General features: G+C 69.2%; 12 protein-coding genes. 3 read left to right on the top strand and 9 right to left on the bottom strand.

Annotated features, from left to right (window positions below):
* Position 1: 1 nt before the first annotated feature.
* Genes EV649_RS31585 through EV649_RS31575 form a run of 3 tightly spaced genes read left to right on the top strand, consistent with a single transcriptional unit; the run spans position 2 to position 4651 of the window.
* Positions 2–2809, top strand: coding sequence for a BTAD domain-containing putative transcriptional regulator (locus EV649_RS31585; RefSeq protein ID WP_130387314.1), 2808 nt, complete (start codon positions 2–4; stop codon positions 2807–2809).
* A 19-nt stretch (positions 2810–2828) separates the two neighbouring features.
* Positions 2829–3749, top strand: a complete 921-nt coding sequence (locus EV649_RS31580; protein WP_241998920.1) for a hypothetical protein — start codon at positions 2829–2831, stop codon at positions 3747–3749.
* Positions 3746–4651 (top strand): endonuclease/exonuclease/phosphatase family protein, encoded by a 906-nt coding sequence (locus EV649_RS31575; protein WP_130387313.1) that lies wholly within the window; start codon positions 3746–3748, stop codon positions 4649–4651. Before EV649_RS31580 ends, EV649_RS31575 begins: the two co-directional genes overlap by 4 nt.
* Here EV649_RS31575 and prmC read toward each other — a convergent pair.
* From prmC to argS, 9 genes are all read right to left on the bottom strand, one after another.
* Positions 4584–5411, bottom strand: coding sequence for a peptide chain release factor N(5)-glutamine methyltransferase (gene prmC, locus EV649_RS31570; protein WP_130387312.1), 828 nt, complete (start codon positions 5409–5411; stop codon positions 4584–4586). The two genes, EV649_RS31575 and prmC, sit on opposite strands and share 68 nt — an antisense overlap.
* Positions 5408–6484 (bottom strand): peptide chain release factor 1, encoded by a 1077-nt coding sequence (gene prfA, locus EV649_RS31565; protein ID WP_130387311.1) that lies wholly within the window; start codon positions 6482–6484, stop codon positions 5408–5410. Before prfA ends, prmC begins: the two co-directional genes overlap by 4 nt.
* Before the next feature lie 90 nt (positions 6485–6574).
* Positions 6575–6781 carry a 50S ribosomal protein L31 gene (gene rpmE / locus EV649_RS31560; protein WP_130387310.1) on the bottom strand — a complete coding sequence of 69 codons (207 nt, stop codon included), beginning with the start codon at positions 6779–6781 and terminating at the stop codon, positions 6575–6577.
* A gap of 123 nt (positions 6782–6904) precedes the next feature.
* Complete coding sequence (gene rho, locus EV649_RS31555) at positions 6905–9067, bottom strand: transcription termination factor Rho (RefSeq protein WP_198682800.1); 2163 nt, start codon at positions 9065–9067, stop codon at positions 6905–6907.
* A gap of 324 nt (positions 9068–9391) precedes the next feature.
* Positions 9392–10336 carry a homoserine kinase gene (gene thrB, locus EV649_RS31550; protein WP_130387308.1) on the bottom strand — a complete coding sequence of 315 codons (945 nt, stop codon included), beginning with the start codon at positions 10334–10336 and terminating at the stop codon, positions 9392–9394.
* Between the two features lie 5 nt (positions 10337–10341).
* A complete protein-coding gene (gene thrC / locus EV649_RS31545) occupies positions 10342–11418 on the bottom strand; it encodes a threonine synthase (RefSeq protein ID WP_130387307.1) in 1077 nt (358 codons plus the stop codon).
* 6 nt (positions 11419–11424) lie between these two features.
* On the bottom strand, positions 11425–12732 hold the full coding sequence (locus EV649_RS31540; protein WP_130387306.1) for a homoserine dehydrogenase: 1308 nt from the start codon (positions 12730–12732) through the stop codon (positions 11425–11427).
* On the bottom strand, positions 12729–14135 hold the full coding sequence (gene lysA, locus EV649_RS31535; protein ID WP_130387305.1) for a diaminopimelate decarboxylase: 1407 nt from the start codon (positions 14133–14135) through the stop codon (positions 12729–12731). Before lysA ends, EV649_RS31540 begins: the two co-directional genes overlap by 4 nt.
* On the bottom strand, positions 14132–15790 hold the full coding sequence (gene argS, locus EV649_RS31530; RefSeq protein WP_130387304.1) for an arginine--tRNA ligase: 1659 nt from the start codon (positions 15788–15790) through the stop codon (positions 14132–14134). Before argS ends, lysA begins: the two co-directional genes overlap by 4 nt.
* Between the last annotated feature and the right edge of the window lie 62 nt (positions 15791–15852).

Raw genomic sequence — 15852 nt, 5'->3', positions numbered from 1 at the left:
CGTGACAGAGGACCTGCGGCTCGACCTGCTGGGTCCTCTGCGCGGCTGGTCGGGCGACCGCAGGCTGGAGCTCGGACCGCTGCGCCAGCAGGCCTTCCTGGCTGTGCTGGCGCTCCGTCCGAACCAGGTGGTTCCGGCCGACGAGTTGGTCGACCTGGTGTGGAACGACGCGCCACCGAGCAGCGGGACCCGGATCGTTCCGACGTACGCGTATCGGTTGCGGCAGTTGCTGCCGAAGGACGTGCTGGTCAGCTCGCGGGACGGGTACAGCCTGCGGCTCGCTCCGGACGCGCTCGACCTGACCAGGTTCGAGCATCTCGTCAGCGCCGCGCATGCGACCGACGACCTCGACGAAGCGGCGGCGAACCTGTCGGAAGCCCTTGCGTTGTTCAAGGGTGAGCCGTTGGGCGGCCTGCCCGGGCACTACGTCGGTGTCGAGCGGCACCGGCTGACGGAACGCCGGCTGAAGGTGCTGGCGGAGCGGATCGACCTCGACCTGGAGCGCGGCCGGTACGGCGACCTGGTACCGGAGCTGGTCGCGCTGGTCGAGGCTGATCGCCTGCGTGAGCAGTTCGCCGGACAGCTGATGCTGGCGTACTGGCGCAGCGGCCGGAGTTCCGAAGCGCTCGACACCTACACCCGGACACGGGAGGAGCTGGTCGAGCAGCTCGGTGTAGAGCCCGGTCCGTCGCTCCGGGCGATCCACGAACGCATTCTGCGCAACGACGAGCCGGTTGCCCGTCCGGTGCTCCGCGACGAGCTGCCGTACGACGGTGCGGCGTTCGTCGGCCGTGACGACGTACTGAGCCAGGTGGTCGACGCACTGCGCACACCAGGACCTGCGGTCGTTGCGATCGACGGTATGGCGGGTGTTGGCAAGACTGCGCTCGCTGTACGCGCTGCACGTCAGCTGGCGGACGTGTACCCGGACGGGCGGCTCTTCATCGATCTGCACGGCTACACGCCCGGCAACGAGCCGGTGTCGGCGCTGCAGGCCCTGGATCGCTTGCTGCGCACGCTGTCCGTCCCGGCGGACCGCATCCCCGCTGACCTCGAGGAGCGGGCCGCACTGTGGCGTTCTGAGCTGGCTGGCCGGCGCATCCTCGTAGTACTCGACAACGCACCCGACAGTGCCGCAGTACGGCCGTTGCTGGCCGGGAGCCCGCAGTGTGGCGTGCTGGTGACCAGTCGGCGACAGCTGACCGGTCTGGACGCGACTGCTCGGCTGGCACTCGACGTACTGCGGCCTAAGGACGCACGGGAGCTACTTGCAGAGATCGTCGGACCGGACCGTGCTGGTGACACAGCTGCTGCGGCACAGGTGGTCAGCCAGTGCGGGCACCTCCCGTTGGCGATTCGGGTGGCTGGTTCGCGGCTGCGGCATCGGCCGAGCTGGACGATCGAGCACCTCAGCAAACGACTCGCCGCCGAGGACAGGCGGCTGGCCGAGCTCAGCACTGACAGCGGTGGCGTCTCCCCCGCGTTCGCCTTGTCCTACGAGCATCTGCCGTCCGACCAGCAGCGCCTGTTCCGTCTGCTCGGTGCCATGACCGGTCAGGACGTCGACATGTACGCCGCTGCGGCGCTGGCCGATGTGGACGCTGTTGACGCGGAGGACCTGCTGGAGCAGCTCGTCGACGCCAACCTGGTGTTGCAGCTGCGTCCTGGCCGTTTCCAGTTCCACGACCTGCTGCGGCAGTACGCGCGCACACTGGACCCCGAGCCGGACGCAGTACGCCGTTTGCTCGACTACTACCTCTACGCGACGTCAGCCGCGAGTACGGCGATCTTCAGCAGCCAGCTGCAACCGCTGCCGGAGCCGGTGCCGGTGCGGTTGCCTGAGTTCACGTCGGCGTCCGACGGACTCGAGTGGATCGATACAGAGGGTGCGAACGTGCTGGCGACGATCCGGTTCGCCGAGTCGAGTGGTGCGTCCGAACACGCGTGGCGGCTCGGTCTGGCCGTGGCGTCCTGCTTCTTCCAACGCGGGCGGGTCTACGAGATGGACGAGGCGCTGGAGCTCGCGCTGCGTGCCGCTCCGGACGCCTCGGTAGAGGCACGGGTGCTGTTGTCGATCGGCAGCCTCGGGCGCTACCGCCTCGGCGCTGAGGCGAGTCTGCGGACACTGCAGGACGCACGCGACAGGCTGCCGCAGGACGCGGATCTGGCGTTGCGGGCACGGCTGCTCGCGTCGATCGGCTACAGCCTGGCGAAGCTGCATCCCGACGAGGAGGCGCTCGGCGTACTCGATGAGGCGTTGAAGGTCGCTCGGCAAGCTGGTGAGGTCGGCATCGCATCACGGGTGCTGGCGTACCTCGGGGTGACGTACGGCGACCGCGGGGAGTTCTCTCGGGCGCTGTCGGCGTACCAGGAGTCGCTGGAGCTGGGTGATCCCGCCGTACGGGGAGAGGTGCTGAACGGGATCGGTGAGTGCCTGCTCGAGCTGGACCGCGTGGACGACGCTGTGGCGGCTCTGACGATAGCCAGGGACCTCGGGGTGGAACGGGGAGCCGACTACAGCCTCATCTACACGTACGCGTTCCTGGGTACGGCGTACGCACGGCAGCGCCAGTGGGCCGAGGCGATCGACGTCGGACGCAGGTCGCTGGAGCTGGCGTTGGAGAGCGACTCGAAGCAGTCGCAGCAGAACGCGTACCTGCGGCTGGCCGAGACACTGCTGGCGAAGGGCGATCTGACACAGGCACGACCGCATTTTGCGCGTGCACTGGAGCTAGCGCTCGACGAGGGACCGGAGTCGATGGTGTTGCGCGCCGCCGGTGGACTTGAGCGGACCGCCGCCGCCGCTTGAGGTGTGATTGGCTGGTGCGGTGCGGAAAGTCTGTGGGGCGCTGGCCGTCGTACTGCTAGGTCTGGTGGCGTGTAGCGACGACAAGCCCGCACCGGCCGCGCCACCTCCGACGACTGCGCATTCCACACCCGCGCTCCCACCAGCACCGGACGGACTGCCACGCGGCGGGCGAGTGATCTTCCCGAAGTACCAGCTGGTCGCGTACGTCGGACTGCCGGGCTCGCCCGCGCTGGGGCCGCTGGACAAGGACCTGGACGCGAAGGCGGCCAAGCTGGACAGGCTGTCGCGCGCTTACGCAGCAGGGCGGACGCCGCTGCCGGTGATGGAGCTGATCGCCGTTGTCGCGAGAGGATCGCGCGGCAAGGACGGGCTGTACCGCGGGCGGCTGGACGACGCGAAGATCGAGCAGTACCTGACGGTCGCGCGGAAGCACAAGATGCTGTTGCTGCTCGACATCCAGCCCGGGCGCGCGAAGATCCTGCCCGAGGTGCAGCGGCTCGAGCGATGGCTGAAGGAACCGGACGTCGGGCTCGCGTTCGACCCCGAGTGGGCGGTCGGCCCGACTCAGGTGCCTGGCCGGGTGTTCGGGCACACCACCGGCGCGGAGCTCGACAGCATCGCGGCGTACCTCTCGGGGCTGGTGCAGGCGAACGGCCTGCCGGAGAAGGTGTTCGTGTTCCACCAACTGTCGCCGCGGATCGTCACCGGCGAGAAGGCACTGAAGCCGCATCCCGGAGTCGTGACGATCAAGTCGGTCGACGGGATCGGCGCGCACACGGACAAGCTCAAGACGTGGACCAAACTCACCACGGCTCTCCCACCGTCGGTCCACGTCGGCTTCAAGCTCTTCTACACCGAGGACACCCGCCACGGTCCCCTGATGACCCCCACCCAGGTGCTGGCCTTGAAGCCCCGCCCAGAACTGGTGGTCTACGAATGATCTCGATCGCCTTCGCCAATATCGCCGGTGGTCGGTTGGTCGGCCCCGACGGCTACGACGACGCCGACCGTACGGCGGACTTCGGCCAGGCGCTCGCGGGGCTGCAGCCGGATGTGCTGATCGTGACCGAGCTGGACCCGGACGGCGATCAGCTCGAACGGCTGACCGCGGCAGCCATGCCGGGGCGGAAGACGTACGGCCTGCAGCACGGGTTCTCGGACTCGCACATCCCTGGCGTGGAGCGGCTGGGGGTGGGGATCGCGTCGACGTACCCGCTGACCGAACTGGAGCGGATCGACCTGCCGAATCCGTCGATCGACTTCCTGCACTGGCGGACCGGTGAGCCGATGGACCCGCATCCGAAGGGTTTCCTGGTCGCGCGGGGTGACTTCGGGGCGCTCGGTGAGGTCGACCTCGTCGGCGGACAGGTGTGTCCGATCCACATGTTCCGGAGCGCCTCAGCGGTCGAGTACACGTATCGCGAGGGCCCTGGGCGAGAGTTCGGTGCGCAGATGACGGCGTACCTGCGGGACGAGCTGGCGGCGCGCGGTGTTCGTCGGGCGGTTGTGGCGGGTGATCTGAACATGCCGAACCCGCGGGAGTTCTTCGGCGAGACGCTCGGTCTGGTCGACGCGTTCGGCGACCCGCCACCTGTCACCACCCCGGACGGCCGTTCGATCGACCGGCTGTTCTCCACACCGGATCTGGTCGCGCGCGAGGTCGAGGTCGTGCAGGTACCTGGCGCGGATCACTTCCCGGTCGTCTGCCGGCTCACGCGCCGGCAACCCGAGGCACCGGCGATCGGCCGGATCCGCGAACAGGACCTGGCCAGGCCTAGATCCGGCGGCCAGTTGCGAAGCGGGGGCGGGCGGAGAGGTCCAGTTGGTCGCGGACCTCGGTGAAGAGGCCGGTCGCGGCGAAGACCGCGGGGGCTGACTCGCCCTGGACGTCGGCGTGCTCGCAGGCGAACCAGCCGCCCGGCTTGAGCAACCGGCCTGCGGTCGCGGCGACCACCTTGATCTCGTCAAGACCGTCATCACCGGACCAGAGCGCAAGGGCCGGGTCGTGGTCGCGCACCTCGGCCGTCACGGATTCCCACGCGGTCAACGGAATGTACGGCGGGTTGGAGATCACCGCGTCCACCTGACCGTCGAGCTCCGGGAGGCACCCGTCGATGTCGCCCTCGTGCAGGACCGCGCCTGTGCCCTCCAAGTTGCGGCGAGCCCAAACGACCGCGTCCGATGAGAGTTCGACCGCGTGCACCGTGCTGTCGGGACGCTCGGTCGCGACCGCGCCCGCGATCGCCCCCGATCCGCTACACAGATCGACAACCAACGGATCGCGAACGCCGGCGATCCGCTCGAGGATCCAGCCGACCATGACCTCGGTCTCCGGGCGGGGCACGAACGCCCCAGGCCCGATCGCCAACTCCCGATACCGGAACGCCGCCGTACCCGTCAGATGCTGCAACGGCTCCCGCGCGGCCCGTCGCGCGATCAAGGCGTCGTACTGAACCTGCTGGTCAGGCGTCGGTTCACGCAGGTGCAGCCGGCTGGAACCGGTGACGAAGGCGAGCAGTTCCGCGGCGTCGAAATCGGGCGAGGCAACCCCCGCCTCCCGCAGCCGCGCCGCCGCCTCGGAGACCAGAGCTTTGGCGCTCACTGCGAATCGACGGCCTCGAGCCGGGCGGTCAGGTCGGCCTCGGTCAGGGCCTGGATCACCGGCGCCAGTTCGCCGCCGAGGACCTGGTCGAGGTTGTGCGCCTTGTAGCCGACGCGGTGGTCGGAGAACCGGTTCTCCGGGAAGTTGTAGGTACGGACCCGCTCCGAACGGTCGACGGTCCGGATCTGCGACCGCCGGGCGTCCGACGCCTCCTGGTCGGCCGCCTCCTGCGCGGCGGCCAGCAGGCGGGAACGCAGGACCCGCATCGCCTGCTCACGGTTCTGCAGCTGGGACTTCTCGTTCTGCATCGAGACCACGATGCCGGTCGGGACGTGGGTGATCCGGACCGCGGAGTCGGTCGTGTTCACGCTCTGCCCACCCGGACCGGACGACCGGAACACGTCGATCCGCAGGTCGTTCTGGTCGATCTCGACGTCGACGTCCTCGGCCTCCGGCAGCACCAGCACGCCGGCCGCGGACGTGTGGATCCGCCCCTGCGACTCGGTCACCGGCACCCGCTGGACGCGGTGCACGCCGCCCTCGAACTTCAGCTTCGCGTACGGCGCCTCGCCCGGCTCCGGCGTACCTTTCGCCTTCACCGCGACCGTGATCGACTTGTACCCGCCCAGGTCGGACTCGGCCGAGTCGAGCACCTCGGTCTTCCAGTTCTGCGACTCGGCGTACTTCAGGTACATCTTCAGCAGGTCGCCGGCGAACAGCGCGGACTCGTCGCCGCCCTCACCCGCCTTGATCTCGAGGATCGCGTCCTTGTCGTCGTTGGGGTCCCGCGGAACCAGCAGCGTCTGCAGCCGCTCGGCGAGCTCCTCACGCCGGGCGGTCAGCCGGACCGCCTCCTCGGCGAACGCCGGGTCCTCGTGGGCCAGCTCGCGCGCGGCCTCGATGTCGTCCCCGGTCTGCAACCACTCGTGGTACGTCCGGACGACCGGGGCCAGCGCGGCGTACCGCTTGCCGACCCGGCGGGCGTTGGCCTGGTCGGAGTGCAGCTCCGGCTCCGACATCTGCCGCTCCAGCTCGGCGTACTCCGCCTTCAGCGTCTCGACTGCCTCGAACATGCCGCACTCCTCCTCTCGGGAACCTGCTGACAACACAAACCGCGCGCCGGTCCCGCCCATGACAGGCGAGACCGGCGCGCGGCAGGAAAGCTACTTCTTGGCGTACCGCTTCTCGAAGCGGGCCACCCGGCCACCGGTGTCGAGAATCTTCTGCTTGCCGGTGTAGAAGGGGTGGCACTGCGAGCACACGTCGGCGTGGATCACGCCGTTCTCCGCGGTCGAGCGCGTCGTGAACGTGGCGCCACAGGTACAGGTCACCGTGGTGTCGACGTACGTCGGGTGGATGTCGCTCTTCAAGACAGTCTCCTAGGTTTCAGGTGCCCCGGGTCGCCCGCACGGTGCGAGTGTGAACCGGAACCGACATACCAGTTTGCCACCCGAGGGCGGCAAACCGGTAATCGAGGGTCGTTCAGTCGCCTATCAGTCGCCGTTGGTGGTGCTGTGGCTGGTGCCCGTCGACGGGGTGGTCTTGTTGACCTGGAGCAGGAACTCGATGTTCGACTTGCTCTCCTTGAGCTTGCCGATCAGGAGCTCCAGCGCGGCCTGCCCGTCGAGCGCGGACAGCACCCGGCGCAGCTTCCAGACCACCTGGGTCTCGTCCTTGGACATCAGCAGCTCCTCGCGGCGGGTGCCGGAGGCGACCACGTCGATGGCCGGGAAGATCCGCCGGTCGGCGAACTCGCGGCGCAGCCGGAGCTCCATGTTGCCGGTGCCCTTGAACTCCTCGAAGATCACCTCGTCCATCTTCGAGCCGGTCTCGATCAGCGCGGTCGCGAGGATGGTCAGCGAGCCGCCGTCCTCGATATTGCGGGCCGCACCGAAGAACCGCTTCGGCGGGTACAGCGCGGACGAGTCGACACCACCGGACAGGATCCGGCCGCTGGCCGGCGCCGCGATGTTGTACGCGCGGCCGAGCCGGGTGATCGAGTCCAGCAGTACGACGACGTCGTGGCCGAGCTCCACCAGCCGCTTCGCGCGCTCGATCGCCAGCTCCGCGACCGTGGTGTGGTCGTCGGCCGGGCGGTCGAAGGTCGAGGCGATGACCTCACCCTTGACCGTGCGCTGCATGTCGGTGACCTCTTCGGGCCGCTCGTCCACCAGCACGACCATCAGGTGTACTTCGGGGTTGTTCGTGGTGATCGCGTTCGCGAGCGCCTGCAGCACCATCGTCTTACCGGCCTTCGGCGGCGAGACGATCAGGCCACGCTGCCCCTTGCCGATCGGGCTGACGATGTCGACGATCCGGGTGGTCAGCACGCCCGGCTCGGTCTCCAGGCGGAGCCGCTCGGTCGCGTACAGCGGGGTGAGCTTGTTGAAGTCCTGCCGCTGCTTGGCGATCTCCGGGTCAGCGCCGTTCACGGTGTCGATCCGCACCAGCGGGTTGAACTTCTCCTTGCGCTCGCCCTCCTGCGGCTGCTTCACCGCACCGGTGATCGCGTCGCCCTTGCGCAGGCCGTAGCGCTTCACCATCGAGAGCGCGACGTACACGTCGTTCGGGCCCGGCAGGTAGCCGCTGGTCCGGACGAACGCGTAGTTGTCGAGTACGTCGAGGATGCCGGCGGCCGGGACGAGTACGTCGTCCTCGCTGATCGTCGGCTCGGTGTCGTACCGCTCGCCGCGGCCGCGGGTGCGGCTGGTGTCGCGACCGCTGTCCCGACCGCCGTCACGGCCGCCGGTCGGCTGGCCGTCGCGGGTGCGTTCCCGGTCGCGACCCCGGCGGCGCCGGCGACGGCCCTCGCCTTCCTCGCCCCGGTCGTCCTGCCGGTCCTGCCGGTCCTGACGGTCTTGCCGGTTCCGCGGGTTGTCACCGCGGTTGTCCCGGTTGGTGTCACGGTTCCCGTCACGGTTGCCGTCCCGGTTGCCGTCGCGCTGGCCGTCCCGGTTGTTGTCCCGGTTCTGCTCGCGGTTCTGCTCCCGGTTCTGGCTGCCGTCGCGGTTGCGGTCGCGGCCCTGGCTACCGTCGCGGCTGTCCCGGTTGTTGTCCCGGTTCTGCTCGCGGGCGTTGTCGCGGTTCCGCTCGCGGGTGCGGCCCTGGCTCTCGCCGCGGTCCTCAGCACGCTCCTCGGTGCGGGTCTCCACCCGCTCGACGGCACCACTCTGGGCACCGTTCGGGGCAGCCGTCTCCGGCTGCACGACCTTCGCGGCCGGCGCTTCGACGGCGGCCTCGGGGGCAGCACCGTTCGGCGCGGCGTCGGTGGTCGCGTCCTTCTGCGGGTCCTTCTGGGCGGCGGCGCGGGTCCGGCGGCTGCCGCCCTCGCGCTTCGCGGGCGCCGCGGTCTTCGCCGCCGGCGCCTCTGCGGCCTCGTCGAGCGTCGGCTGCGTCGACCGCGGTGCCTTCGCCTTCGAGCCACTCGTCGAGCCGCCCGCAGAAGAACCGGCGGACCCGCCGGTCTGGGCGGCCTTGATCGCCTCGATCAGCTGGCCCTTGCGCAGTGCGCCGGTGCCCTTGATGCCAAGCGTCCCGGCGAGCTGCTTGAGCTCGGGGAGCAGCATGCCCTCGAGGCCGCCTCCGGCTTTCCGGCGACGCGTCGCGGCGGTCGCCGCGGCGTCAGCTCCACTGGAGGCTTCAACAGTTTCTGTCACGTGAGGTCCTTCCCACACGGATCGTCGATGTCCGACACGGCTCATCGACCAATTTCATTCCACCCACGGCCGCACAACGGGCACGTGGTGTACAAGAGTCTCTCGCTCGATCTGAGTCCCCCGGACATCTCCGACGCAGGCGGCGCAAGGTCACATCCACAGGGGGGTCGCCACACAACACAGGGTGCCGGGAGCACAGCCCGGATCGTGGCGAGAGCACGCCGATCACCTGGAGGGGATCGGGTGAGTCGAGACTAGCACCACTACAGGTCCTTCTGCCGACTCGAGGCCTACAACGCGTGTCAGCGGCCCGGCATTCCCGGATCAGCCGGCTTCCATCGACCAGACCTGTACGCCGACTGGATCGATCTCCAGCTCGTACTTCGTCCAGCCGTCCGGCGCATCCGGCGTACCGCGGAAAAACAGGTCCTGACCTGCGCTCTTCCCGTCCTGACTGCCGAGTACGGCGACCGTCGGACCGGCACCGCTGACGAGCGCGGCGAGTCCGCTGCCGCGCAGTTTGTGCACCAGCGCGAGGCTCTCCGGCATGGCCGGCTCGCGGTACTCCTGGTGCAGGCGATCCTCGGTCGCGGTGAGCAGCAACTCCGGCCGCCCTGTCATCGCCGCGACAAGGAGAGCAGCCTTCCCTGCATTGGCCGCCGCATCACTGTGGGAAACAACGCTCGGCAGGAGTCCGCGCGCCTCCTTGGTCAGCACGCGATTGTCCGGTACGTAAGCAACTACAGCCGTTCCGGCCGCCGGTTCCAACCTGACCGCGCGGCCACGCTCTTCAAACGACGCTGTGCCTTCCGTCCAAGCGATCGTGAAGCCGCCGAAGGCGGCCGCTGCCACGTTGTCGGGGTGTCCCTCGAGCTCGTTCGCCAGTACGACGAGACGCTCGCGGTCGACCGGTTCGCCGGCCAGTGCGTACGCCGCCGCGAGCCCGCCGACGATCGCGGCCGACGACGACCCCAGACCGCGTCCGTGCGGGATCCGGTTCTCGCACCGCAGGGTGAATCCGGGCACCGGAGCACCCAGCGCCTCGAGCCCGGCCCGGATCGACCGCACCACCAGATGCGTCTCGTCCAGCGGTACTTCGCCTTCGCCGCACCCCGTCACCTCGACGGTTACTCCGGAGCCGCACGGGGTGACGACAAGGTCGTCGTACAAGGTCAGCGCGAGACCGAACGCGTCGAAGCCGGGGCCGAGGTTCGCGCTCGTGGCTGGAACGCGAACCCGGACCTGGTCACATGGCTTGTGCTCGCCCATGGCGGTCAGGCGAGGCCGGCGATGCGGGCAACGGCGTCGGTGTCCGCTGGTGTGATGGGGGGTTCTTCGAAGGTCGCGTGGCCGAGCGCGGTGTCGATGTCCTTCAGGCCGTGACCAGTGACGGTGATCACGACCGTCGAACCGCCCGGCAACCAGCCCTGCGCCTTGGCGTGCAGCAGCCCGGCGACGCCCGCCGCCGAAGCCGGCTCCACGAAGACACCTTCGCGGGCGGCAAGGTCACGCTGCGCGGTCAGGATCTGCTCGTCGGTGACCAGTTCGATCCGGCCGCCGGACTCGTCCCGCGCGGCCTCGGCCAGCGTCCATGACGCCGGGTTCCCGACCCGGATCGCGGTCGCGGCGGTCTCCGGCTTCTCCACGATGGAGCCGCGCACGATCGGCGCCGCGCCCTCGGCCTGGAAACCCCACATCTTCGGCGTCCGGGTGGCGAGCTTGTCCTTGGCGTACTCCTGGTAGCCCTTCCAGTAGGCCGCGATGTTGCCCGCGTTACCGACCGGCAGCAGGTGCAGGTCCGGCGCGTCACCGAGCGCGTCGCAGACCTCGAAGGCCGCGGTCTTCTGCCCTTCCAGGCGGACCGGGTTGACCGAGTTCACCAGCGCGACCGGGTAGTTCTTGCCGAGTTCGCGGACGATCCGCAGGCAGTCGTCGAACCCACCGTCGATCTGCACCAGCTTCGCGCCGTGCACGACCGCCTGGGCGAGCTTGCCCTTCGCGATCCGGCCGGCCGGGATCACCACCAGCGGCAGCATCCCGGCGCGAACGGCGTACGCCGCCGCCGACGCCGAGGTGTTGCCGGTGGAGGCGCAGACGACCGCCTTGTCACCAGCCTGTGCGGCCAGCGAGATCGCCACCGTCATCCCGCGGTCCTTGAACGAGCCGGTCGGGTTGTTGCCCTCGACCTTGAGCCAGACCTCGCAGCCGGTCTGCTCGCTCAGCCACTGCGCGGCCACCAGCGGCGTCCCGCCCTCGCCGAGCGTGACGACCGGGGTATCGGTCGAGACCGGCAGCCGGTCACGGTATTCCTCGATCACGCCTAGCCATTGATGACGACGCTGCTGAACCATGTGGTGTTACTCGCCTTCTACCCGCATCACACTGCTGACTTCACGGACGATGTCCATGTCCCGCAAGGACTCCACGGTCGCGGACAACGCGGCGTCGGTCGCGGTGTGGGTGACCACCACCAGTTGCGCGTCACTGCCCCGGCCCTCCTGGCGGACGGTCTGGATGGACACGTCGTGCTCCGAGAAGGCATGGGCCACCGCCGCCAGCACACCGGCCTTGTCGGCCACGTCCAGCGACACGTGGTAGCGGGTCATCGCGTCGCCCATCGGCCGCACGGCCCGCTGGGTGTACGACGACTCGCCGACCCCCGGCACGCCCTTGAGCCGGTTGCGCGCGGCGGACACCAGATCCCCGAGGACTGCACTGGCCGTCGGGGCGCCGCCGGCACCACGACCATAGAACATCAGCCGTCCGGCTGCCTTACTCTCCACGAAAACGGCGTTGTACGCGTCCCGAACACTGGCCAACGGGTGGGTGAGCGGGATCATCGCCGGGTACACCCGGGCGCTCACCGAGTCGGTCGCCTCGTCCAGCTCGCAGATCGCCAGCGACTTCACCACGCAGCCCATCTCGCGGGCCGAAGCGATATCGGTCGCGGTCACCTCGGTGATGCCCTCGCGGTGCACGTCGGCGATCGAGACCCGGGTGTGGAACGCCAGGCTGGCCAGCAGTGCGGCCTTCGCGGCGGCGTCGAAGCCCTCGATGTCGGCAGTCGGGTCAGCCTCGGCGTACCCGAGCGCCTGGGCCTCTTCGAGCGCCTCGTCGAAACCGGCGCCGGTGCTGTCCATCTTGTCGAGGATGAAGTTCGTGGTGCCGTTGACGATGCCCATCACCCGGGTCACGTCGTCACCGGCGAGCGACTCACGCAGCGGCCGCAGGATCGGGATCGCGCCGGCGACGGCGGCCTCGAAGTACAGGTCGCGCTGGTACTTCTCCGCGGCGGCGAACAGTGTCGGGCCGTCCTCGGCGAGCAGCGCCTTGTTCGCCGTGACGACCGAGGCACCGTGCTCGAGCGCGGTCAGGATCAGGCTGCGGGCGGGTTCGAGACCGCCGATCACCTCGATCACCAGGTCCAGGTCGCCGCGGGACACCAGCGCGTGGGCGTCAGTGGTGATGAGGGCCGGGTCGACGGCGATGTCGCGGGCGCGGCCGGGACGTCGTACGGCGATGCCCGCGATCTCCAGCGGGGCGCCGACGCGGGCCGCGAGATGGTCCGCCTGCTCGGTCAGGATCCGCACCACCTCGGTGCCGACCACTCCGCAACCGAGCAGGCCTACCTTGAGAGGTTTGTCGTCGTTCACGGTGTCGTTCATTCGGCGGCCCCCATGTCGAGGAGAAGCAGGTCGTCTTCGGTCTCACGGCGTACGACGACGCGCATGTGGCCGTCCTTGACCGCGATCACCGGTGGCCGCGGTACGTGGTTGTAGTTGCTCGCCATCGACCGGCAGTACGCGCCGGTGCCGGGGACGGCGATCAGGTCGCCCGGCTGGACGTCGGAGGGCAGGAACTCGTCCTTCACGACGATGTCCCCGGACTCACAGTGCTTGCCGACCACCCGAGCCAGCGTCGGCGGGGTGTCGGAGTACCGGTTGGCGAGCGTGCACGAGTAGTCGGCGTCGTACAGCGCGGTGCGGATGTTGTCGCTCATGCCGCCGTCGACAGACACGTACGTCCGGGCGGCGCCGGCGTCCAGCTCGACCTCCTTGACCGTGCCGACCAGGTAGACCGTGCACATCGCCGGGCCGACGATCGCGCGGCCGGGCTCGATCGACACCTTCGGCATCTCGACCTCGAACGCACGGCACTCGTGCTCGACGATCTTGCCCATCTCGGTGGCCAGCTGCGCCGGGTCGGACGGGTCGTCCTGGGTGGTGTACGCGATCCCGAAGCCGCCGCCCAGGTCGAGCTCCGGCATGTCGACACCGAGCTCGTCGGAAACCCTTGCGTGCAAGGCGATCACGCGCTTCGCGGCGACCTCGAAACCGGACGAGTCGAAGATCTGCGAGCCGATGTGCGAGTGCAGTCCGAGCAACTCCAGCTCCGAGGATTCGTTGACCCGGGCAACGGCTTCGAAGGCGGCGCCGGAGGTGATCGAGAACCCGAACTTCTGGTCCTCGTGCGCGGTCGCGATGTACTCGTGGGTGTGCGCCTCGACGCCCGCGGTGACCCGGACCATCACCGGGGCGACCACGTTGCGTTCGGCGGCGAGCTCGATCAGCCGGGTGATCTCGTACTGCGAGTCGACGATGATCCGGCCGACGCCCGCGTCCAGCGCCCGGGCCAGCTCGGACTCGGACTTGTTGTTGCCATGGAACCCCAACCGCTTGGGGTCGGCGCCGGCCCGCAGCGCGACGGCGAGCTCTCCCCCGCTGCAGATATCGAGGTTCAGGCCCTCTTCCATCACCCAGCGGACGACCGTCGTACACAGGAACGCCTTGCCGGCGTAGTAGACGTCGAAGTCCTTGAAGGCGTGCTTGAACGCGCGCGCCCGGGAACGGAAGTCGTCCTCGTCCAGCACGTACGCCGGGCTGCCGTGCTCGGCGACCAATTCCCGGACGTCGACGCCGCCGACCTCGAGGGCGCCTTCACCGTTCTTCTTGGCCGTGTGCGACCAGAGCGCGGCGACCAGGTCGTTGGGGTCACGCGGTGCGCGCAGCCACTGCGGAGCCTTGTGACCGATGTCGGCGTGCAGCGCGCCCGCCTCGTGCGCCCTCACATCCGCTCCGGTGCGGAGACGCCGAGCAGGTCGAGCCCGTTGGCGAGCACGGTCCGCGTCGCGGAGACCAGGGTCAGGCGAGCCTTGTGCACCGGCTCCACCTCCTCGTCGCCGCGCGGCAGCACGCGGCAGCTGTCGTAGAACTTGTGGAAAGCGGACGCGGTGTCCTCGAGGTACCGCGCGATACGGTGCGGCTCGCGCAGCTCCGCGGCAGTCGCAACGACCCGCGGGAACTCGGCCAGCGCGCGGAGCAGGTCGCCCTCACGCTCGTGGCTGAGCAGGCCCGGGTCGAACTCGTCGAGCTTGATACCGAGCTCGTCGGCGTTCCGGACGATCGAGGCCAGGCGGGCGTGTGCGTACTGGACGTAGTACACCGGGTTCTCGCTGGCCTGCCGGGTCATCTCCTCGATGTCCAGGGTCAGCGGGGAGTCGGTCGGGTAGCGGCACAGCGTGTAGCGCAGCGCGTCGACGCCGCCCTCCTCGACCAGCTCCGCGAGCGTGACGATGGTGCCGGCCCGCTTGGACAGCTTCATCTCCTCGCCACCCTTGAGGATCTTCACCAGCTGGCCGATCAGGACCTCGATGTTGTGCTCGGGGTCGTCGCCGGCGCAGGCCGCGATCGCCTTCAGCCGGTTCACGTACCCATGGTGGTCGGCGCCGAGCATGTAGATACACGTCTCGAAACCACGCTCGCGCTTGTTCACGTAGTACGCCGCGTCGGAGGCGAAGTACGTCGGCTCGCCGTTCGACCGGATCAGCACGCGGTCCTTGTCGTCGGTGAAGTCCGTGGTCCGCATCCAGAGCGCGTCGTCCGCCTCGTACAGATGCCCCTGGTCGCGGAGCTTCTGGATCGCGTGCGGTACGCCGTCCTGCTCGTGCAGGCTGCGCTCGGAGAACCAGACGTCGAACTTGGTCCGGAAGTGCTCGAGCTGGTCCTGCTGCTCCTTGAGCTGCCGCTCGTACCCCGCCTCGCGGAACGCGATCACCTGCTCGTCCTCGGGCAACGTCAGGATGTCCGGGACCTCTTCGGCGATCTGCTTCGCCAGGTCGAGGATGTACTCGCCGTGGTACCCGTCCTCGGGGATCTTGTGCCCGTGCGCGGCAGCCTGCAGGCTGGCGCCGAACTTGTCCATCTGGTTGCCGCGGTCGTTGATGTAGAACTCGCGGCTGACGCTCGCGCCCGCGGCGGCCAGCACCCGGCCGAGCGCGTCACCGACGGCGGCCCAGCGGGTGTGGCCGAGGTGCAGCGGGCCGGTCGGGTTCGCCGAGATGAACTCGAGGTTGATCGCCCGCCCCTGGAGGCTGTCGCTGGTGCCGTACTTCGGGCCCGCGTCGAGGATCGCCTGCGCGACCTTGCCCTGGGCATCGGCCGCGACCCGGAGGTTGATGAAACCGGGCCCGGCGATCTCCACCGCGGTGATGGCTTCGTCGCCCTGCAGCTTGGCGGCGAGCAGCTCGGCGAACGCGCGCGGATTCATCCCGGCCCGCTTGCCCAGCTGCATGGCGACGTTCGTCGCGTAGTCCCCGTGCTCGGGGTTCTTGGGTCGCTCGACCTTCAGCTCGCGCGGCAGCCCGCCCTCGACGGTGATGGCGCCGTCGGCGGCGAGCGCGGCCAGGGCCTGCAGGATCTTCTCAGCGAGCTGTTCCGGGGTCACCGGATCAGCCTAATGGCCAGTCCCCCAAACCCTTGACTCACCATCCACAGCCCGGTACGCCG

This window comes from Kribbella sp. VKM Ac-2569 (assembly GCF_004216905.1).
Classification (GTDB): domain Bacteria; phylum Actinomycetota; class Actinomycetes; order Propionibacteriales; family Kribbellaceae; genus Kribbella.
Note: the sequence above shows the minus strand (reverse complement) of the source record. Positions and strands in the feature narration are given on the sequence as shown.